Origin of the sequence: Ochrobactrum sp. Q0168, assembly GCF_016427605.1 — a bacterium.
Taxonomy (GTDB): Bacteria; Pseudomonadota; Alphaproteobacteria; order Rhizobiales; family Rhizobiaceae; genus Brucella.
In genome coordinates, this window is the sequence record NZ_JAELXQ010000001.1 from 248001 (window position 1) to 266972 (window position 18972).

Here is an 18972-nt window from a genome sequence, read left to right on the forward strand (position 1 = left end):
TCCCTTTCTGGTTTAGATTAACGCATCAGGCTCAAAACCTATTGGGTTTTGGGCGGAGCCTGATCGGGCTGCGGGCAGGGCGGCTCTCCCTTGAAGTTGCGCGACATACAAGCGAATCGGTCAAAACTCTTGCCCGTATCCATGGCTGCCTTTCCCGCGCCGCCGCAGCCTGTGAGGATGATGCCGGATAACAGGGTGAGAGAGAGGAAAATACCGGGTCGTTTCATAATGTTTTTCCCGAAATGGACAGGCGCTGGGGTTTGAACAGATAATAGGGACGGGTGGAAGGCTGGACAATAGAGCCGCGGCATTTGCCGTGCGTTCACAAAGTTCACATTCTTGCCCGATACTTGTGGTTCGGGTGAGATCATTAACCGGTCAGCAAGTTCTGCGTTCTAGGAACGATCGGTAATGGCCTCGTGGCGGAATGCAACGCAGGGAGCCTGCAAACTCCCCTGTCCTTGGTTCAAACCCAGGGCGAGGCCTCCATTATCCTCTTCCTCGATAACTTGGCACATTCTGTTCCGGGATCCACACATCCTGCGGTGCTGCACCAGTCTGGTAAAAGACATCAATCGGGATGCCGCCGCGCGGATACCAGTAACCGCCGATGCGCAGCCATTCCGGTTGCAGCAGATCGACCAGACGCTTGCCAATAGTCACGGTGCAATCTTCATGGAAAGCGCCGTGATTGCGGAATGAAAACAGGAAGAGCTTGAGCGATTTGCTTTCCACCAGCCAGTGGTCCGGCACATAGTCAATCACCAGATGGGCAAAATCCGGTTGCCCGGTCATGGGGCAGAGCGATGTGAATTCCGGCGTGGTAAAGCGCACGCAATAGCGCGTGCCATGCTGCGGATTGGCGACTTTTTCGAGAACGGCTTCTTCTGGGGAGGTTGGCACACCAGTGGTCGAACCCAGCTGAGTCAGGCCGGAATATATTGTATTTTCTGACATTTAAGCGCCTTTCATCAATTTCCGGCGCAGCCAGTTTCGCGCTTATGCGCGCAGCACAAGCATGGTTGCTTGGCTTTTGTCCTTGTTTTGACCGGGTAGGCTGCGACCGGTGGCAAAATTGCCGAAGCAGCTGACTATCAGCCAGCCAGGCAGGCGTAAAGGAAAATTAGATGCAGGAAGGCCCGCGCGAGGGGACGGCGCGGGCCTTCCTTAAACCGGCTTCAATCGGCTTGCTCACAGCATATCCTGAAAACCGTTCAAGACGTTTCGAGATATACTCTAGCGGCGATCCGAAAGCGCGCATCCGATGGCGACGCCGATCAGAATGCCGAGAATGCCGGCTGTACCGAACAGCGTGGTCGCCGTTCCGGGGTTTTCACGTATCGTTTCCGCCACCACTTGTCCTCGATCACGAACAGCCTGCGCCGTGTGCCGCAGCCGACCCGATACGTCATCCATGGCGTCTTCCGCACGCTCCCGGAATTCTCCGGACTGGGCGGCAAGCGAACGGGAAAGACGCTTCAGCTCGCCGCGCATATCAGCGATCTGCTTTTCCAAAGCCTGCTGGATATCGTTGGTGGTCTTGTCTTCGGCCATTTGTCGTCTCCGTTGATTGATGCAAGGAAAACGTGCGGAAGGCCGTTCGGTTCCATTCCTTTTCAGAGCTGGGTGCAGCTTATGGTAAACGGATCATAAACCATTTTAATTTACCAATTTTGAATACAAGAACTGTCTGGAGCGGGGCCAGAATGTATATCGAAAATGGTGCGCCTATCAGCCGAAGCGAGCCGGTTTCAGCACGTATCGTCAAAGCCGCGGCACTTGCGCAGTGCTGCATCGATCAGCAGGAACCGCCGCAATCCCGCGCTTTTGCCGAAGCCAGCTTGACGCTGATGCTCGATGACCCGTCGCCCAAAGTGCGTATCGCCATGGCCGATGTTCTGTCCACCAGTGCGCATTCCCCATTGCATATCGTCACAGCGCTTGCGGCCGATCAGCCGGAAGTGGCGGGCTATATTATCGCCCGCTCGCCGCTGTTGAGCGAGGCGGACCTTATCGACCGGGTTTCCTTTGGTGCGCCGCTGATCCAGTTGCTAGTCGCCGCCCGCCCGCATGTTTCCATCGCGCTGGCCGCTGCCATTGCGGAAGTCGGCACGCTCGAATCGGTTGCCGAATTGTTGCGTAACGGCTGCGCGCGGATTGCGCCGCTGTCATTCCGCCGGATCGCGGAGCGTTGCGGAGATGAGCCACAGGTGCGTGAGGCGCTATTGGCGCATCCGCAGCTGCCTGCCGATTGCCGTCATTTGCTGGTGGTGAAGGTTGGCGATGCTTTGAAAGAGATGCCGCTGGTCAATCGTCTTCTGGGTGAGAGCCGCGCTGCGAAGCTCGTCGGCGATGCCGCCATGCGTGCCTCCATAGATATTGCCGAAACCTGCTCGCATCAGGAACTGCCTGCCGTGGTGGAGCATTTGCGTCTACGCGGTGAGGTGACGACCAGTTTCATCATCCGTGTTGTCGCAGGTGGTCGTATCGATTTGTTCGCGGCTCTGATGGCATCGCTGTCCGATCTTGACGAAGACCGTATTTGCTCAATCATTTCGCATGGACGCCCGGCTGCGCTGGTGGCGCTGCTGCGTTCTGCCGGGTTGGCTGATGCCACCCATACTGCGCTGATTGCCGCCATTGAGGCATGGCGCGCGGTAGCCAGCGGGCGCAGCAAGTTCGGCCCAGTGGAAGTCTCCGCCATGATGCTTGAAACCGCCGGTAAAAGCAGACAACTGGCCGCGAATGACGATCTTTTCGCGTTGCTGCGCTCAATCCATCAAGAATTCATGCGCCAGACGGCGCGCGACAGACTGAACCTGATGTCTGTTGCCTGATTGATTATGATTTGTTGGCTGGCACGAGCCGGCTCAACAGATAGCCGGCGGCGGTTCCGCAGACAGCGCCCGCAGCCTTGAACAGGAAATCCGCGATTTCCCCGTGCCGTCCAGGCGCGAGACGCTGCAAAAGCTCGAACAAGCCTGCGCAGCCGACTGTCAGCAACAGGACCGATAGCCAATGACGGGGATAGGCGAGCGCAAAAAGTGTGCCGACGACAAAGAATGCTCCGAAACGCTCGACATCCGCAGGCTCACCGCTGATCGGGCGCAGGTTGATCGGGCCGACCGTGACGATGAGGATGAAGACGAGGACAAGCCAGGCAACAATGCGCAACAGACGCTTCATGAAAGTTTGTCCCCTATCCGGCTCTAGAGCGGTTCGGGTTGAAAAGGAACCGTGGAACTACTCTATCTATTTGTTTTCACGCATTATCCGACGCAAAACCGCTACGCACTTTTGCTGGAAATGCTCTATTCTTCGCTGTGATCTCCCTCATCAGGCTCGTCCTGCTTGGGATCTCCGCATCGGGCATACATTCGGTCTGTAACGGATTTTTTCAGATTATTGCCGAATGGCAATTCATAATGCGCGATGACATCGACGCCCATACACCATTTAACGTCGTGCGGCGAGAGGCCATAATTGGTTTCCAGAAAGGCCGTCACATATTGGATGCCTTCGTCACAGGTTTCTGTTTTGCAGAATTTGCCGTCATGGGCGAGCTGGCGAATCGACCCTTCGCCGATCTTGACGACGATGGGCTCGACTGCAAACGGAACCGCGCCGCCTATCGCGATGACGATGAGTCCGATCAATGTATATTTTATCGAGCGCCGCATAAATTGCCGTCATACTTGTTTCGTGATGTCGCTATAACGCATGATCGGCAATATCATGGCAAGCTCGTGCAGCCGTGATAGCGCTATATTGCTGTTTTAATGTCTCTTTTCAGCGACATTCTATGCGGTATTCGTGATTTTCGGCTGTTATAAGCCCAAATTTGCGGCTCCTATAAGAGTGTCAATATTTTAGTATGTGACGGATTGATATTGACTTTTACGTAAATGCGGTTGCACAACATTCAATCACTCAAGGTTGAGGTGTGATGCTGTGGTGCGCGAATATTATACGATTACGGAACTGACGCGAGAATTCGGGATATCGACCCGTACCCTGCGTTTCTATGAGGACGAAGGACTGATTGCGCCTGTGCGGCGTGGCCGGACCCGCTTGTTCCGCCCGTCGGACCGCCACCTTCTCAAGCAGATTTTGCGCGGTAAGCGCTTGGGTTTCTCCATTGCCGAAATTCACGAGATCATCCAGATGTATCGGGAGCCGCCTGGCGAAACGGGTCAACTCAAGCTTCTGATGAAGCGTGTCGAAGAAAAACGCGATGATCTGCGCCAGAAGCGCCGCGATATCGATGAAACGGTCAGCGAGCTGGATCAGATCGAAGAAGCTTGCATTGAGCGGCTGGCAGAGCTTGGCGTCAGCACGTAACCCGTTATTCCGGTTGCGTATCGGGAACCGGCGAGCACATATTCGCAATTTCCCGCACTGTGCTGTTGTTCTGCTGATCGGCTTTACCGGTAAAGACATCGTCGAACAATTGCGCCTTGTCGAGTTCGCTTACGACGCAGCCGCAGAATTCCCTGCACAGTGCTTCGCTGCCGGTTTGTGAACAAGCCGCCACGCAAGACTGCGTAAAGGCTTCTCTCGGCGCTGGTCGGGCAGGTGGCGCGATCTGCACAAAGACATAGACCAGCGAAATGAGCACCGGCTGGTGAATGAGGTAGAAGGCGAGGCTATGCCTTCCAATGAAGGTGAGCGGCTTTTGCAGGAAGGTGGGCTTGATGCCGCCAGCCAGCAGCGCCAGCAAGTTGTAGCGTTCGGCGATACGCGCCGCAGCGATCCCCACTAGCACAGCACCAAACCAAGGGAACAATGGCACATAGTCGTTGGAGCGCATCGTGACAGTTGAAAGCCCGACAAAAGCCAGCGCGGGATGATTGAAGAGATCGGCTCTGGCAAAATAAGGCGCAGCAATGACCAAGATGGCCGCGATCAGTGTCACAATCCAAGGTAGCCGCAGGAAAAGCAGGCCGAGAACACTCGCCAGCGCAATCTGGTGCAGAATGCCGAAAAAGATGAAGCTCTCCGGCGACATCAGATAGGTGACGCCGGTGATGGCCGCCGCCGCGACCACGATCTGCGCAAGACGTATGCCCATCGAACGCCAGCGTATGCCGCGGCCATGGGCCAGAACGAGGCTGAAACCGACGAGAAACAGGAAGCTGGAGGCGATGCAGCGCGCAAAGAGTTTCCAGCCGCCCTGCGCCGTCGTTGCCGGGGCCATATAGCCGAAAAATTCCAGATCCCAGCCAAAATGATAGATCGCCATGGCGATCAGCGCGATGCCGCGCGCGATATCGATGCGCCCGAGACGTCCCAAAGAGGCGCGAGGGGTGGCAGATGTGGTTTCCGCTTCGGCAGTATTCTGCATGGTGCTTTCCGGCTCCGATTCCTCGCAAATCTCTACCACAGGCTGAGCCCAATTCTATAGTATTGCGAGACGCGGGATTCGATCCCGTGTTGATCGGTTCGCTTGGGGTTTCAGGGTGTTCTATAGTTTTTCAAAGCTTTTCTGGCTTTTCTTTCAACCACTTACGATCATTTTTCTGTTCGTTTTGCTTGGCATGGTGGCGGTCTGGGTCCGCTTTCGCAAAACCGGGCGGGCTATTTTAGTCGCGGCCGCGCTCATTCTGTTTGTCAGCGCGTTCACGACGCTTGGCGCTTTGTTTCTCGCACCGCTGGAAGACCGTTTTCCCAAAACGGCTTTGCCGGACCATGTCGACGGCATTGTCGTTCTGGGCGGTTACATGAACGGCGACATCAATGCGGGACGGCCGGGATTTGAACTGAACAGCGCTGCCGACCGTATCGTCGAGACCATGCGGTTGGCACGGCTTTATCCGGATGCGAAAGTCATCATTTCCGGCGGCGAGGGCGCGTTTTTTGAAGAATCCACCAGCGAAGCCGATACAACGCGTACGCTTCTGAATGATTTGGGTTTCTCCGGCGATCGCTATATTTACGAGAACAAGTCGCGCAATACCGTTGAAAATGCGGTCTTCTCGAAAGAGCTGGCCCAGCCTAAACCGGGCGAAAAATGGCTGCTGGTGACCTCCGCTTATCACATGCCGCGTTCGGTGGGCTGTTTTCGCAAGGCCGGTTTCGACGTGATCGCATGGCCGGTCGATTACAAGACGCGCCTGAACGAGAAATTCTCCATCTATCTGGAGTCACCGAACGATGCCCTGTCGCGCTTCAGCGTGGCGATGCGGGAGTGGGTGGGGCTGGGCGCTTATCGCTTCACAGGCAAGACAGATATGTTCCTGCCGCAACCCTGATGCCGCAATTCTGCCGCCACTATAAAGGATTTGTTAACGAAAGAGATTCGTAAGGTTTTGATTTGAATTATGTTTTTTAATTGCATTGCTGGCGGTGTTGACAGCTTGCCGCATTTCAGCCGCTTTTCGCCGTTGCTTTTCGCACTTCACATAGCTATATGCTTGGTAACAGTGACGTGATCAAAGCCACTGTTTGTCAGACCGATACACAATAGGGTTATGAAAAGTTCCATGGACGACACCGTTCAAAAATCCTGCTGGGGCGTCACGCTCTGGGCAGTCATTGGGCTCGCCGCTATCATTCTCATGGCCTACCTCTTCTCTGTCTGATCGATAAGGCGTTGCCGATCCAGTTGATCCGAAAGCAGCGCGGAAACAGAGCTACGCATTCCGGAAAATTGATGCCGCATTTCGGCAATCCGTTTGCGTTATTCCTTTCTTACACTATCTGATATGAATGTACCGCAACGCGTGTTGTATTCGCTCGCGCATACAATTGTCTGGATAGGACGGGCGTTAGGTCAAAGCTTGGTCAGCTCCGACAAGTCGAAGCTGCAGAAGGTGTGGAATGTTTCTGTCGGTTTTCGATCTCTTCAAGATTGGTATTGGGCCTTCCAGTTCCCATACGATGGGCCCTATGACGGCTGCCCGGATGTTTCTCAATGAGATCCTCAGCGGCAACTGGCCTCGGCCTGCGCATTCCAGAATCGTGCGCCTGAAAGCGAGCCTGCACGGTTCGCTGGCTTATACCGGCGTTGGTCACGCGACCGACCGCGCGGTCATTCTTGGCCTTTGCGGCTTTTTGCCCGACACGATCGATCCAGATATCATGGATACGGAAGTCCAGAAGGTTCTGGCGAGCAAGACGGTGCAGCCGGAAGGCCACCCGTCCTATCAGTTCGATCCTACGGTTGATCTCGTTCTCGACCGGAAGACGCCGCTTCCCGGCCACGCTAACGGCATGGCGTTCTCGGCTTACGACCGTGATGACAATCTGCTGTTGCGCCGTGCCTATTTTTCCATTGGCGGCGGTTTCGTCGTCACCGAGGAAGAACTGAGCCGCGTCCAGCGCAGCGGCGCGAAGCCGGATGATAAGGCCGATGTGCCTTATCCTTTCCGCAATGCCGCTGAAATGCTGGTCATGGCCCATGAGAGCGGGCTGTCGATTGCGGAAATGAAGCGCGCCAATGAAGAAGTGCATATGTCGCGGGAGGAACTCGACGCGGGATTGGATCGCGTCTGGGGCGCCATGCGCGGCTGCATCGAGCGCGGTCTGAGCCGGGAAGGCATCATGCCCGGCGGGTTGGGCGTTCGTCGTCGTGCGCGGCATATCCACGACAAGCTTCAGGACGACTGGCGCAACAACCGGAGCAATCCGCTGCTGGCCAATGACTGGCTATCGGTCTATGCCATGGCGGTCAACGAGGAGAACGCCTCGGGCGGCAGGGTGGTTACGGCCCCGACCAATGGTGCTGCGGGCGTGGTGCCTGCGGTGCTGCGCTACTATTTGCATTTCCATGATGATGCGGACCAGAAGGGTATTCGCGATTTTCTGCTGACGTCGGCAGCTATAGGTGGCGTCATCAAGCTCAATGCATCGATTTCCGGCGCAGAGGTCGGGTGTCAGGGCGAGGTGGGTTCCGCTTCTGCAATGGCGGCAGCCGGACTGGCAGCTGTGCTGGGCGGTTCACCGGAGCAGATCGAAAATGCCGCTGAAATCGCGCTTGAGCATCATTTGGGCATGACCTGCGATCCCGTCGCCGGACTGGTGCAGGTGCCATGCATCGAACGCAACGCGCTCGGTGCGGTAAAGGCCGTAACGGCTGCGTCGCTGGCGGTGAAGGGTGACGGCAAGCATTTCGTGCCGCTTGATGCCTGTATCGAGACCATGCGTCAGACCGGCCACGACATGAGCGAGCGCTACAAGGAAACCAGTCAGGGCGGTCTGGCCGTCAATGTGGTAGCCTGTTGATCGCTCAACTTTAGGAGAACATGATTCTTCACGCTTGAAGCGGTGGCGTCCCTTGGTTAAACCGCTTCCATGGCTCTCAATCTCGTCAAGCTTTGTGTTGGTTGCGATAGTATCGAAGATCTCGCAGCCTGGATCGATTTCCGCCTTGCTGAACAGCGGGGCGCGGGGCTCGTGCCCGAGCAGACTCACACGACGCGGATGGTGCCTAAGCGCATTGACGAGCTGCTTGAGGGCGGTTCGCTCTATTGGGTCATCAAGGGCAATATCCAGTGTCGCCAGCGACTGCTGGATGTCCGCCCCTTTACGGATGAAGCTGGTATCAGCCGCTGTCATTTCGTGCTGGAACCGAAGATCGTTCCAACGGAATGGCAACCGCGCCGCGCATTTCAGGGCTGGCGTTATCTGAGCGAGAACGAAGTGCCACGTGATGAAGCGGCCGGAAAATCGGGCAGGGCTGCACTCCCCGCCGAGCTGCGTCAGGAACTGGCCGCACTCGGACTGCTCTGAGCAATTTACCCAGAATCAAAAAGGCCCACCGAAAATCGGCGGGCCTTTGTTTTATTCGGCTCATTCCGGGTCAGTTTTCAATCGTCACGCGAACGGTGATCGTATTGGAATTGACCGGCAGCGTCATGCGCATCCGCGCGCGGGGCTGGGCAAGCCGCTTGTTGCGGGCAGCGTGGCTGACCAGCAGGCCAACGAGATCACGGGTTTGAAACCCGGTGCCGCGGCGCACATCGGCAATCCGCAATGCGGCTTGCTTGAGTGTCTGCACGGAGAACAGGCCGCCGAGTGCAGGCGCACGGGTTTCTTCATGAGACCAGACGGTCTTCAGCGGTGGTTGTACGTAAGTGTCTTTCATATTGGACATCTCGAAACCCTCTACGCTTTACAAAATTCGGGTTTGAAGCTGTTGCGAGGGGCGAAAGTCCCCTCGCGATTGATCAGTTAGCGACGGCATAGCAGCCGAAGCTCTTCTTCTTCAGAGAAGCACAAGCATCCCATGCGGCCTGCTTCGAGTTGAAGCCGACGAAACGGGCACGGTAGTAAGTGGCGCTGCCCTTGCTGAATGTTTCCGTGTACGGCGACGCACTGCGCAGCGCGCCACCGACAGACGAGGAAGCCTTGGCAAGCATGTCGCGGGCCTGGCCTTCGCTCGGCAGAGAACCGATCTGGATAGCCCAGCCGCCCGCAGACGGTGCCGACGCAGTCGTGACCGGATCAACGTCCTGCTGTGACTGTGCCTGCGCTTGTGCCTGCAACGTGCCGGATGGGATTTTGGCCTTCGGCGTCGGGCGAATGGCGGCCTGTGCAGCGAGAGCTGCCGGACGGGCGGTCGGCGCGGCAAGGGCGAGCACCTGCGGCTGGTCCGCATCGCCTTCACCGGATTCGCTATTGATCGTGTCGCTAACCGTTTCCACGCGGGCGACCGGAACCGGCGCATGTCTTGCCTTCGGCAGATCGACAGCGGCAACGGTTTGCGGCACGTCATTCGTTGCGGCAATAAGGGCGTCAGTGCTACGACCGCGTGTTGCCTTCGGCAGATACTGACGGATGAGCTGCGCCATATGGGCGTCGCGGCTTGCGCCGGTATTGCCGCCCATGACGACGGCGACGATGCGGCGGCCATCGAGATTGACCGACGAAACGAGGTTGTATCCGGAAGCATTGGTGTAGCCGGTCTTGATGCCGTCCACGCCTTCAATGCGGCCGAGCAGGCGGTTGTGACCGTTGATGGTCTGGCCGCGATAAACGAAGCTGCGGCGCGAGAAATATGCGAATTCACGCGGGAAATGCTGACGCAGCGCAATGCCGAGGATCGCCATGTCGCGCGCCGTGGAATGCTGCGCCATGTTTGGAAGGCCGGAAGCATTGCGGAACGTGGTATTGCGCATGCCGAGACGGCGTGCCTTCGCGGTCATCATCTGGGCAAAACGCTCTTCCGAGCCGCCAATATATTCGCCGACGGCCGTTGCCGCGTCATTGGCAGATTTGGTGACCATCGCAAGCGCCGCATCTTCGGCGCGAATGGTTTGCCCCGGACGGAAGCCAATCTTTGTTGGCGGACGCGCGCGGGCGTAAGCCGACACAGGAATCGGCGTGTCGCGATTGATGCGCCCGGCCTGCATGGCTTCAAACAGCATATAGAGCGTCATCATCTTGGTCAGCGAAGCGGGATAACGCTGCGCATCGGCATTCGCAGCAAAGAGCGTCTTGCCCGTATTGGCGTCGACAACGATTGCTGCATATCTGTCGCTTGCGGCAATGGCCGGTATGGTGGTGGAGGCTGTCGAACAGCCCGTTACGGTCGCGAGAAGAAGCGTAGCCTGCGCCGCTTTTTTCAGGGCATATGCGACTTTACTGAATGCCATACGCACGGTGATGACCCTACCTGTATTCCGGAATTTTTAAGCTGAGGCGCAAAAGGCACACAGCAATCTAATTCCACCACCCTAATGTCATCAGCGTTACTAATCCGTTTATGGTAAGCGGGTCGTTCACAAATATCCGAAATTTTTTGGCCGCCCCGCGTTGCTAGCAGCTTTGATCACGCATTTATGAAGAACTTTTTGCGCCGGCGTGGGGCCCATCCGGGCAAAATTCCGGGGGTGCATTCAGCAGAAAGCGTTAGCAATCCGGGCGTTGACCTATATTAGTTGTGTCAAGGGGCTCGCTGGTAATAAGTCTCGGTTGCAAGTGCCATTGAAGGGCTTAAAATCAGCGGGAGAAGACCTACATATTGAGGCAGGGCGGGGTCGACAGATGGGCATTTGGGTACAGGTTTCATGAGGCATTTCAATACAATCATGCAAAGCAAGACCGATGGCGGGAACGGGCCGGAAAACGGCACCGTTGTGGTCACGCGCACGCAGCCTAAAACCAAGAAGCCCAGCCTCTATCGTGTCCTGCTTCTAAACGACGACTACACCCCCATGGAGTTCGTCGTACATGTCCTGCAGCGTTTTTTCCAAAAAAGCCTTGATGATGCCACGCGCATCATGCTGCATGTTCACAATCACGGTGTCGGTGAATGCGGAGTATTTACATATGAAGTCGCCGAGACCAAAGTGAGCCAGGTCATGGATTTTGCCCGCCAGAATCAGCATCCGCTGCAATGCGTGATGGAGAAAAAGTGAGGTCTTATGCCATCGTTCTCCCCCAGCCTTGAAAGGGCACTGCATCAAGCCCTGACCATCGCAAACGAGCGGCATCACGAATATGCCACGCTCGAACATTTATTGCTTGCCCTGATCGACGATCAGGATGCTGGCGCAGTGATGCGCGCCTGCAACGTCGATCTGGAGCACCTCAAGCGCGTCGTTACTGATTATATCGACCGCGAACTGGATAATCTCGTCACCGGCTATGACGAGGATTCAAAACCGACGGCCGCCTTCCAGCGTGTGATCCAGCGCGCTGTCATTCACGTTCAGTCTTCGAATCGCGAGGAAGTAACGGGCGCTAACGTGCTCGTCGCCATTTTCGCGGAGCGGGAAAGCCATGCTGCCTATTTCCTTCAGGAACAGCAGATGACCCGTTACGATGCCGTGAACTATATTTCGCACGGCATCTCCAAGCGTCCCCAGAGCAACGAAACGCGTTCGCCACGCGGAGCTGAAAGCCCGAGCGAAGAACAGCGTCCCGGTGGAGATCAGGAAGAGGGACCGAAGAAAAAGCAGGACGCCCTGTCCGCTTACTGCGTCAACCTCAACGAGAAAGCCAAGGCCGGACGTATCGATCCGTTGATCGGTCGCGACAGCGAAATCAGTCGGACGATCCAGGTCCTTTGCCGCCGCTCGAAGAACAACCCGCTTTATGTGGGTGATCCCGGCGTCGGCAAGACTGCCATTGCCGAGGGTCTCGCAAAGCGTATCGTGGAGGGGCAGGTTCCCGAAGCGCTTGCCGACGCGACGATTTTCTCGCTCGACATGGGCACACTTCTGGCTGGAACGCGCTATCGCGGTGACTTTGAAGAACGTCTGAAGCAGGTCGTCAAGGAGCTTGAAGAGTTTCCCGGTGCGGTTCTGTTCATCGACGAAATTCACACGGTCATCGGCGCTGGCGCGACTTCGGGCGGCGCGATGGATGCATCGAACTTGCTCAAGCCAGCGCTGTCATCCGGCGCGATCCGTTGCATCGGATCGACGACCTATAAGGAATATCGCCAGTTCTTTGAGAAGGACCGGGCCCTTGTGCGTCGCTTCCAGAAGATCGACGTCAACGAGCCGTCGATCCCGGACGCTATCGAGATCATGAAGGGTCTGAAGCCCTACTTCGAGGATTTCCATAAGGTCAAATACACGGTCGATGCCATCAAGTCGGCGGTGGAATTGTCCGCCCGCTATATTTCGGATCGCAAGCTGCCCGATAAGGCCATCGACGTGATCGATGAAACCGGTGCCAGCCAGATGCTGTTGCCGGAAAACAAGCGCAAGAAGACCATCGGCGTGAAGGAAATCGAAGCGACCATCGCGACGATGGCCCGTATCCCGCCGAAGTCCGTCTCGAAGGATGACGAACTCGTCCTGTCGCATCTGGATGCGGAACTGAAGCGCGTCGTCTATGGTCAGGATCTGGCTATCGAAGCGCTGTCGGCCTCGATCAAGCTGGCCCGTGCGGGGCTGCGTGAACCGGACAAGCCAATCGGCTCCTATCTGTTCTCCGGCCCTACCGGCGTCGGCAAGACGGAAGTCGCCAAGCAGCTTGCCACCTCGCTTGGTGTTGAGCTTCTGCGTTTCGACATGTCGGAATATATGGAGCGCCATACGGTTTCGCGGCTCATCGGTGCGCCTCCCGGCTATGTCGGTTTCGACCAGGGCGGTCTTTTGACCGACGGTGTCGATCAGCATCCGCATTGCGTGCTGCTGCTCGACGAAATCGAGAAGGCGCATCCGGACCTCTACAACATTCTGTTGCAGGTCATGGATCATGGCTCGCTGACCGACCATAACGGCAAGAAGATCGATTTCCGCAATGTGATCCTGATCATGACCACCAATGCCGGTGCGTCGGATATGGCCAGAGCGGCAATCGGTTTCGGCTCCACGCGGCGTGAAGGCGACGATATGGAAGCGATCAACCGGCTGTTCACGCCGGAGTTCCGCAACCGTCTTGATGCGATCATTCCGTTCGGTCCGCTGCCGGTTCCGGTCATTCATCAGGTCGTGCAGAAGTTCGTTCTGCAGCTCGAAGCACAGCTTGCCGAACGTGGTGTCACCTTCGAACTGACCGAAGGCGCAATCGCATGGCTGGCCGACAAGGGTTATGACGAACGCATGGGTGCGCGTCCGCTTGGACGTGTCATTCAGGAACACATCAAGAAGCCATTGGCCGATGAAGTGCTGTTCGGAAAGCTCAAGCATGGCGGCACCGTGCGCGTCGACGTGATCACCAAGGCGGACGGCAAGACCGACCTGTCGCTGGAATCGGTCGCCGAGCAGCCGGTGAAGCCGAAGAAGGACATTCCGGCGGAGAAGAAGATTTCTCCTCGTCGGAAGGCCGCTCCGAAAAAGGCTGAAAAGGAAAAGGTTCTGGCCGGTAAGGACGAACCAGCTCCGAAACCAGCCGCCAAGGCGGCCCCTAAAGCTTCAGCCACCAAGTCGTCGGTGCCGAAAGTGCCGCGCAAGAAGTAAAAAACGTGAACAAACGGCCCCTCTTTGGAGGGGCCGTTTTCGTTTGAAGTTTAAACTTATCGATCCTCAATCGATTCTATTCTAACGTGGCTTTATGCCAGCGACTCAACTTCCCAACCACTCTCCTGAACATGACATGACATCAGCGCATAGCGGTCAGCACTTGCGCTGGTTCCTGCGCGGTTGCGGGCGCATTGTCAGCATTCCGTCTATCCTGCTGATGAGTTCGTTTGTCGGCTTTGCCGGGCTTGCTATCGAAAGCGGCATCTCGGTCGGGCAGGCGGTGTTCATGACGCTGACCATCTGGGCGCTGCCCGCCAAGGTCGTGCTGATCGGCGCTATCAGTGCGGGGGCGACATTGCCTGCCGCTGCACTCGCTGTCGGCCTGTCGTCCGTGCGATTGATGCCGATGGTAGTAGCGCTTCTGCCGGAACTCAAAGGACCGAACACGCGCAAGCTGACCCTGGCGGCGCTTTGCCATTTCGTGGCCGTGACGGCCTGGGTTATGGCGATGGAAGAGTTGCGCAACATTCCACGCGATATGCGCACCAGCTATTTTGCCGGGATCGGCTCGGTTCTGGTGGGCACCAATGCGCTGGTGGTGACAATTGTCTATATGCTGTCGTCTTCGTTTCCGCCGGTTGTGTTCGCGGCACTCTTCCTGCTGACGCCAATGTATTTTCTGACCTCGCTCTGGCGGTCGGCACGCGAACGGGCAGGGCAGGTTGCCATGGCGTCCGGCCTGCTGCTGTTTCCGCTCTTTCACCAGTTCATGCCGGGATATGACCTGCTCTGCACGGGCATTGTCGGTGGTCTGATTGCCTTTGGCTTCCACCGGAAGCGCAGCTTGGCGAAGGAGAAGACGCAATGAACTGGGACAGTTTCGACAGCTGGTGGTGGCCGTTCGTCTTCATCATTCTGGCGGGATCGCTGCCAACCTATATCTTCCGTGTCATGGGCGTGATCGTTGGCGGACGAGTGCGCGAGGATTCCGAACTCCTCGTGCTGGTGCGCTGCGTTGCAACGGCGCTGGTCGCTGGCGTGATTGCGCAGCTTATTCTTTATCCGAACGGCGCTCTTGCGGATTCGCCGACCTGGCTGCGGATCGGAGCAGCCGGTGCAGGATTTGCCGCTTATCTGATAGCTGGCAAGCGTTTGCTCGTCGGCATCGCGGTCGCGGAAATCCTGCTGGTTACCGGTCTGTTGACGCTCTAAAGATGAGTCTTATCAGAGTGCTGCGCGGATTTTCTCAGCATTCGCTGAAAGAACGGGGGGATCTTCCATCTGGCCGGTATGCGGCTTGAGAGCGACGCCTTCAAAACGTGGAATGACGTGGAAATGCAGATGATAAACGGTCTGGCCGGAAGCCGGTTCGTTGAACTGCATGACGGTGACGCCATCGGCATTGAATGCCTTTTTCACGGCCTGTGCGATTTTCTGCACGGCTGCGATCACGACAGCCAGCGTTTCCGGCTTGGCGTCGAGCAGGTTGCGCGACGGTGCCTTCGGCACGACCAGCGTATGGCCGGCGCCCTGCGGCATCACATCCATGAAGGCGACGACATCGTCGGTTTCGTAGACGCGGGTAGACGGAATTTCACCGCGCAGGATTTTTGCGAAAATGTTGTTGTCGTCATAGGTGGCAGACATGCGATTCTCTCCAATGCTGGACTTTGCCAAATCTGACCGCATAGAGAGGTGTTAGGCAAGCTTCGATGGTCAGTCTTCGTGGCGATAGGGCGTATGTTCCTCCAGCGCCGCGTGAATCTGTTCAACCTCGCGCCGTTCCCGGTCGAGATAGTCGCGCACCGCATCCCGGAAACTTTCATTGACGATATAATGCGCGGAATGGGTGGTGACAGGCACATAGCCGCGCGCGAGCTTGTGTTCGCCCTGCGCGCCTGCTTCCACCACGCGCAGCTTGCGCTCGATGGCGAAATCGATGGCCTGATGATAGCAGACCTCGAAATGCAGGAAGGGATGATCCTCGATGCAGCCCCAGTGCCTGCCGAACAGCCTGTCGCCGCCGATGAAATTGATGGCGCCTGCAATATAGCGCCCGGCGCGTTTTGCCATGACCAGCAGAATATCCTCGGCCATGGTCTGGCCGATGAGCGAATAGAACTTTCGGTTGAGATAGGGGCGGCCCCATTTGCGGCTGCCTGTATCCATGTAAAAGGCAAAGAAATCGTCCCATACTGCTTCAGTCAGGTCGCTGCCGGTCAGCCATTCGATTTCAATACCGTCGGACAGGGCTTCGCGGCGTTCCTTTTTCAGCGCTTTGCGTTTGCGCGAAACAAGCTCTCCCAAAAAGTCATCATAATTGGAAAAGCCCTTGTTTATAAAATGAAACTGCTGATCTGTCCGATGAAGGAAGCCTGCGCGTTCAAGCGCTTTAATTTCCTCGGGTAGGGCAAAGGTTACATGCGCCGAGGATACGCCTGCCTGATCCGTCAACTCGCGCAAGCCGCCCGCCAGTGCCAGCCGCACGGCTTCGCCGTCATAGGCAATATGGTTCAGCAGGCGCGGCCCGGTTGCGGGCGTGAAGGGAATAGCCGCCTGAAATTTAGGGTAGTAACGTCCGCCCGCGCGTTCAAACGCATCAGCCCAGCCGTGGTCGAAAACATATTCGCCCTGGCTATGTCCCTTCAGATAATTCGGCACGACGCCGAGCAATTCGCCACGATTGTTCTCAAGACGCAGATGACGCGGCAGCCAGCCAGCCTTTCGGGAAACGGAACCCGATTCCTCCAACGCGGACAGGAAAGCGCGGGTCGTAAAAGGATTATAATTCGCATCCTGCCGGGAGGCCCCGGCAAGACTGTTCCACTCGTCTTCCGTAAATTCGCTGATATTTTCAACGATGCGGAGAACGAAGCTTTCTTCACTGTGCGGATCTTCGTCGTTCACCGCAAATCCTTTGCTCTCAGGCGACCAGTGAGCGAGGGTCGAACCCTTCGAACGTGATCTGTTCGACATTGAGTTCGCTGTGCTTCTGCATTTCCCGGTCGCGCACGGTCCAGCTGATCACCGGCATATGCAGTTTTTCGCGCACGAAGGTGACGAACGGGTTCGGCAGGTGGTGCACATTATAGGATACGAAGGAAATGCCATGCGCGAGCATGGAGAAATGCGCCTCGAAATCCTGTGTACGCATGCCTTCCGCGGTCAGCCCGCCCGGAATCCCCGGCGCGTCGCTTGCGAAGCGGCGGATCAGATGATGATCGAACGACATGATGGCCGCTTCGCCCTTGTATCCGGCAAGTTCGCGGGCAACCGCTGCGACCAGCCCGTCGTCACGGCCTTCGATGCCTTTCAGCTCGATCACCAGCGGAACACGACCATCGACCAGATCAAGCATCTGGCGGAGCGTTGGCACCCGCTCAGCGGTGTCGCCGACATGAAGCGCGGTTGCTTCAGAAAGCGTCAGCTCACTGATACGCCCCTCGCGTCCGGCGAGACGCTGCAGGTCGTCGTCATGGAAAACAACCACGCCGCCGTCTTTCGTCAGATGCACGTCGCATTCGATGGCGAAGCCAGCCTTGGCGGCAGCTTCAAAGGCGGCGAGCGTGTTTTCCCAACGGGTCTTGTTCAGATCATGCAATCCGCGATGCGCGATAGGGCGCTTTGCGAGCCAGTCGATGGAGGACATTATGCAACCTCGATAATCGCTTCGACTTCAACCGGTGCGTTGAGTGGCAGGCTGGCGACGCCGACAGCGGAACGTGCATGTTTGCCCGCATCGCCCAGAACGGCGACGAGCAGATCGGACGCGCCATTGGCGACGAGATGCTGTTCAACGAAATCGGCGGTCGAAGACACGAACACGGTGATCTTCACGATCCGCTTGATCTTCTCAAGGTCGCCGAGTGCAGCCTTGGCCTGTGCCAGAATGTTCACGGCGCAGGCGCGCGCTGCAACCTGACCATGGGCCACCGTCAATTTGTCGCCAACCTGGCCGGTATGCACAAGTTTGCCATTTTCCAGCGGCAGCTGGCCCGAAGTGAGCAAAAGCGAGCCTGTTTCAGCAAAGGGAACATAGTTTGCGGCCGGTGCGGCCGCTACCGGCAAAGATATACCCAGGTTTTTCAGGCGGCTTTCGATCGTATCGGTCATTGCATTAATCCTTGCTTGCAAAGGGACTTCTCCGTCACCCTATAGGCAGAATCGGTGAAGCTTTTGGGAAGGGTGCGTTTTTTGCCTCGCTTCCGCCACGAGTTTTTTTATCATGCTTGTCAACTCATCGGGAGATTCATGTATGCGTTTTTTGAAGCCGGGTTTTAAGGTGGCTGTTGCTGCAAGTGGAACCGCTGCCTGTGTGTGGGCTGGACTTGCGAGCGTGGCCCAAGCGGCTTCGACGGTAACGCTGGTTCCGCACCGCGCCGTTTACGATTTGACGCTGGACCGCGCCGATGAAAAGTCGGGAATCAGTGGCCTGACGGGCCGCATGGTGTACGAGTTCAACGGATCGGCCTGCGAAGGCTATACCACCAACTTCCGTTTTGTGACCCGCATCGACATGGAAGAACAGCCGCAGCGTGTGACCGATCAGCAGACGACAACGTTTGAAGGTAATGACGGCAAGAGCTTCCGCTTCGTCAACAAGACCTTTGTCGACAAGGAACTTGTCAAGGAAGTGCGGGGCGATGCCAAGCTTGAGGGTGGCAAGACGGTCGTGGAACTTTCAAAGCCGAAGGAAAACAAGATCGATCTGCGCGCAACGCAATTTCCGACGCAGCATATGGAAGAGTTGATCGGCAAGGCGGAAGCAGGCGAGAAGTTCTATCAGACGTCGCTGTTCGATGCCTCTGAAGATGCCGACCGCGTGGTCGCCACCACGGTCGTCGTCGGCAAGGGGCAGAATCCATCCGATGACGAAACCAAGTTCATGGGCAAGTTTTCCAAGGATCCGGTCTGGCCCGTGACGATTGCCTATTTCGATGACAAGGAAAAACAGGACGGACTGCCGATCTACCGCATCAATTTCAAACTTTACCGCAACGGCATCACCCGCGACCTCACCATGGACTATGGTGACTTTGCCATGCGCGGCAAGCTGGTGAAGCTCGATGTATTCGACAAGGCTGACCAGAAGGCCGGCTGTAAATAGTAAATC

General features: G+C 56.9%; 22 protein-coding genes and 1 tRNA gene. 11 read left to right on the forward strand and 12 right to left on the reverse strand.

All coding sequences use genetic code 11. The features are described from left to right. Positions 1-38: 38 nt before the first annotated feature. Positions 39-227, reverse strand: coding sequence for a hypothetical protein (locus JAU75_RS01205; protein WP_199053920.1), 189 nt, complete (start codon positions 225-227; stop codon positions 39-41). A 186-nt stretch (positions 228-413) separates the two neighbouring features. Between JAU75_RS01205 and JAU75_RS01210 the strand changes: the two genes are divergently transcribed. Next, a tRNA-Cys gene (locus JAU75_RS01210) sits at positions 414-489 on the forward strand. Here the strand turns inward: JAU75_RS01210 and queF are convergent. Both queF and JAU75_RS01220 read right to left on the reverse strand, forming a co-directional pair. Next, positions 490-957 carry a preQ(1) synthase gene (queF, locus tag JAU75_RS01215; protein ID WP_199053923.1) on the reverse strand — a complete coding sequence of 156 codons (468 nt, stop codon included), beginning with the start codon at positions 955-957 and terminating at the stop codon, positions 490-492. It abuts the tRNA gene before it with no gap. 279 nt (positions 958-1236) lie between these two features. After that, positions 1237-1554, reverse strand: a complete 318-nt coding sequence (locus JAU75_RS01220) for a hypothetical protein (RefSeq protein ID WP_199053925.1) — start codon at positions 1552-1554, stop codon at positions 1237-1239. Positions 1555-1706: 152 nt separating this feature from the next. On the opposite strand from JAU75_RS01220, the gene JAU75_RS01225 reads away from it, so the two are divergent. Beyond that, positions 1707-2837, forward strand: a complete 1131-nt coding sequence (locus JAU75_RS01225; protein WP_199053926.1) for a DUF2336 domain-containing protein — start codon at positions 1707-1709, stop codon at positions 2835-2837. A 4-nt stretch (positions 2838-2841) separates the two neighbouring features. Here JAU75_RS01225 and JAU75_RS01230 read toward each other — a convergent pair whose 3' ends face one another. Together JAU75_RS01230 and JAU75_RS01235 are read right to left on the reverse strand one after the other, a co-directional pair. After that, complete coding sequence (locus JAU75_RS01230) at positions 2842-3186, reverse strand: VanZ family protein (protein ID WP_199053928.1); 345 nt, start codon at positions 3184-3186, stop codon at positions 2842-2844. A gap of 125 nt (positions 3187-3311) precedes the next feature. After that, the gene (locus JAU75_RS01235; protein WP_199053930.1) at positions 3312-3680 is read right to left on the reverse strand and encodes a hypothetical protein; all 369 of its coding nucleotides are present in this window, start codon (positions 3678-3680) and stop codon (positions 3312-3314) included. A gap of 274 nt (positions 3681-3954) precedes the next feature. Between JAU75_RS01235 and JAU75_RS01240 the strand changes: the two genes are divergently transcribed. Continuing rightward, positions 3955-4341 carry a MerR family DNA-binding transcriptional regulator gene (locus JAU75_RS01240; protein WP_199054888.1) on the forward strand — a complete coding sequence of 129 codons (387 nt, stop codon included), beginning with the start codon at positions 3955-3957 and terminating at the stop codon, positions 4339-4341. 4 nt (positions 4342-4345) lie between these two features. On the opposite strand, the gene JAU75_RS01245 is transcribed toward JAU75_RS01240, so the two are convergent. Next, a complete protein-coding gene (locus tag JAU75_RS01245; RefSeq protein WP_199053932.1) occupies positions 4346-5344 on the reverse strand; it encodes a DUF1624 domain-containing protein in 999 nt (332 codons plus the stop codon). Between the two features lie 115 nt (positions 5345-5459). Here JAU75_RS01245 and JAU75_RS01250 point away from each other — a divergent pair, with 115 nt between their 5' ends. From JAU75_RS01250 to JAU75_RS01260, 3 genes are all read left to right on the forward strand, one after another. After that, on the forward strand, positions 5460-6251 hold the full coding sequence (locus tag JAU75_RS01250) for a YdcF family protein (protein ID WP_199053933.1): 792 nt from the start codon (positions 5460-5462) through the stop codon (positions 6249-6251). Positions 6252-6819: 568 nt separating this feature from the next. Then, a complete protein-coding gene (locus JAU75_RS01255; RefSeq protein ID WP_199053934.1) occupies positions 6820-8223 on the forward strand; it encodes an L-serine ammonia-lyase in 1404 nt (467 codons plus the stop codon). Between the two features lie 69 nt (positions 8224-8292). Beyond that, positions 8293-8730 (forward strand): DUF1489 family protein, encoded by a 438-nt coding sequence (locus JAU75_RS01260; RefSeq protein WP_140025055.1) that lies wholly within the window; start codon positions 8293-8295, stop codon positions 8728-8730. A gap of 70 nt (positions 8731-8800) precedes the next feature. Here the strand turns inward: JAU75_RS01260 and JAU75_RS01265 are convergent, their stop codons facing one another. Beyond that, positions 8801-9094 (reverse strand): hypothetical protein, encoded by a 294-nt coding sequence (locus JAU75_RS01265; protein ID WP_199053935.1) that lies wholly within the window; start codon positions 9092-9094, stop codon positions 8801-8803. A 73-nt stretch (positions 9095-9167) separates the two neighbouring features. Beyond that, positions 9168-10601, reverse strand: a complete 1434-nt coding sequence (locus tag JAU75_RS01270; protein ID WP_199053936.1) for a D-alanyl-D-alanine carboxypeptidase — start codon at positions 10599-10601, stop codon at positions 9168-9170. Between the two features lie 408 nt (positions 10602-11009). On the opposite strand from JAU75_RS01270, the gene clpS reads away from it, so the two are divergent. The 4 genes from clpS (at position 11010) to JAU75_RS01290 (ending at position 15071) form a co-directional block, all read left to right on the forward strand. Continuing rightward, positions 11010-11360: an ATP-dependent Clp protease adapter ClpS gene (gene clpS, locus JAU75_RS01275; RefSeq protein WP_140025052.1), complete on the forward strand. Its 351-nt coding sequence runs from the start codon at positions 11010-11012 to the stop codon at positions 11358-11360. A 6-nt stretch (positions 11361-11366) separates the two neighbouring features. After that, positions 11367-13856 (forward strand): ATP-dependent Clp protease ATP-binding subunit ClpA, encoded by a 2490-nt coding sequence (gene clpA / locus JAU75_RS01280; RefSeq protein ID WP_199053938.1) that lies wholly within the window; start codon positions 11367-11369, stop codon positions 13854-13856. A 136-nt stretch (positions 13857-13992) separates the two neighbouring features. Beyond that, a complete protein-coding gene (locus tag JAU75_RS01285) occupies positions 13993-14727 on the forward strand; it encodes an AzlC family ABC transporter permease (protein WP_247880355.1) in 735 nt (244 codons plus the stop codon). Then, positions 14724-15071: an AzlD domain-containing protein gene (locus JAU75_RS01290; RefSeq protein WP_199053941.1), complete on the forward strand. Its 348-nt coding sequence runs from the start codon at positions 14724-14726 to the stop codon at positions 15069-15071. The genes JAU75_RS01285 and JAU75_RS01290 overlap by 4 nt, the downstream gene beginning before the upstream one ends. Before the next feature lie 12 nt (positions 15072-15083). Here the strand turns inward: JAU75_RS01290 and JAU75_RS01295 are convergent, their stop codons facing one another. The 4 genes from JAU75_RS01295 to JAU75_RS01310 form a co-directional block, all read right to left on the reverse strand. Then, complete coding sequence (locus tag JAU75_RS01295) at positions 15084-15506, reverse strand: HIT family protein (RefSeq protein WP_199053943.1); 423 nt, start codon at positions 15504-15506, stop codon at positions 15084-15086. A 69-nt stretch (positions 15507-15575) separates the two neighbouring features. Then, positions 15576-16766, reverse strand: a complete 1191-nt coding sequence (locus JAU75_RS01300; protein WP_199053945.1) for a GNAT family N-acetyltransferase — start codon at positions 16764-16766, stop codon at positions 15576-15578. Positions 16767-16782: 16 nt separating this feature from the next. Next, positions 16783-17508 (reverse strand): glycerophosphodiester phosphodiesterase, encoded by a 726-nt coding sequence (locus tag JAU75_RS01305; protein WP_199053947.1) that lies wholly within the window; start codon positions 17506-17508, stop codon positions 16783-16785. After that, a complete protein-coding gene (locus JAU75_RS01310; RefSeq protein ID WP_109369174.1) occupies positions 17508-17972 on the reverse strand; it encodes a RidA family protein in 465 nt (154 codons plus the stop codon). The genes JAU75_RS01305 and JAU75_RS01310 overlap by 1 nt, the downstream gene beginning before the upstream one ends. Before the next feature lie 142 nt (positions 17973-18114). Here JAU75_RS01310 and eipB point away from each other — a divergent pair, with 142 nt between their 5' ends. After that, the gene (gene eipB, locus JAU75_RS01315; protein ID WP_199053949.1) at positions 18115-18966 is read left to right on the forward strand and encodes a cell envelope integrity protein EipB; all 852 of its coding nucleotides are present in this window, start codon (positions 18115-18117) and stop codon (positions 18964-18966) included. Positions 18967-18972 lie beyond the last annotated feature (6 nt).

Coding starts and splice junctions, on each gene's coding strand:
- JAU75_RS01205 (WP_199053920.1), bottom strand. CDS start 227: ATGAAACGACCCGGTATTTTCCTCTCTCTCACCCTGTTATCCGGCATC.
- queF (WP_199053923.1), bottom strand. CDS start 957: ATGTCAGAAAATACAATATATTCCGGCCTGACTCAGCTGGGTTCGACC.
- JAU75_RS01220 (WP_199053925.1), bottom strand. CDS start 1,554: ATGGCCGAAGACAAGACCACCAACGATATCCAGCAGGCTTTGGAAAAG.
- JAU75_RS01225 (WP_199053926.1), top strand. CDS start 1,707: ATGTATATCGAAAATGGTGCGCCTATCAGCCGAAGCGAGCCGGTTTCA.
- JAU75_RS01230 (WP_199053928.1), bottom strand. CDS start 3,186: ATGAAGCGTCTGTTGCGCATTGTTGCCTGGCTTGTCCTCGTCTTCATC.
- JAU75_RS01235 (WP_199053930.1), bottom strand. CDS start 3,680: ATGCGGCGCTCGATAAAATATACATTGATCGGACTCATCGTCATCGCG.
- JAU75_RS01245 (WP_199053932.1), bottom strand. CDS start 5,344: ATGCAGAATACTGCCGAAGCGGAAACCACATCTGCCACCCCTCGCGCC.
- JAU75_RS01255 (WP_199053934.1), top strand. CDS start 6,820: ATGTTTCTGTCGGTTTTCGATCTCTTCAAGATTGGTATTGGGCCTTCC.
- JAU75_RS01260 (WP_140025055.1), top strand. CDS start 8,293: ATGGCTCTCAATCTCGTCAAGCTTTGTGTTGGTTGCGATAGTATCGAA.
- JAU75_RS01265 (WP_199053935.1), bottom strand. CDS start 9,094: ATGTCCAATATGAAAGACACTTACGTACAACCACCGCTGAAGACCGTC.
- clpS (WP_140025052.1), top strand. CDS start 11,010: ATGAGGCATTTCAATACAATCATGCAAAGCAAGACCGATGGCGGGAAC.
- clpA (WP_199053938.1), top strand. CDS start 11,367: ATGCCATCGTTCTCCCCCAGCCTTGAAAGGGCACTGCATCAAGCCCTG.
- JAU75_RS01285 (WP_247880355.1), top strand. CDS start 13,993: ATGACATCAGCGCATAGCGGTCAGCACTTGCGCTGGTTCCTGCGCGGT.
- JAU75_RS01290 (WP_199053941.1), top strand. CDS start 14,724: ATGAACTGGGACAGTTTCGACAGCTGGTGGTGGCCGTTCGTCTTCATC.
- JAU75_RS01295 (WP_199053943.1), bottom strand. CDS start 15,506: ATGTCTGCCACCTATGACGACAACAACATTTTCGCAAAAATCCTGCGC.
- JAU75_RS01305 (WP_199053947.1), bottom strand. CDS start 17,508: ATGTCCTCCATCGACTGGCTCGCAAAGCGCCCTATCGCGCATCGCGGA.
- JAU75_RS01310 (WP_109369174.1), bottom strand. CDS start 17,972: ATGACCGATACGATCGAAAGCCGCCTGAAAAACCTGGGTATATCTTTG.
- eipB (WP_199053949.1), top strand. CDS start 18,115: ATGCGTTTTTTGAAGCCGGGTTTTAAGGTGGCTGTTGCTGCAAGTGGA.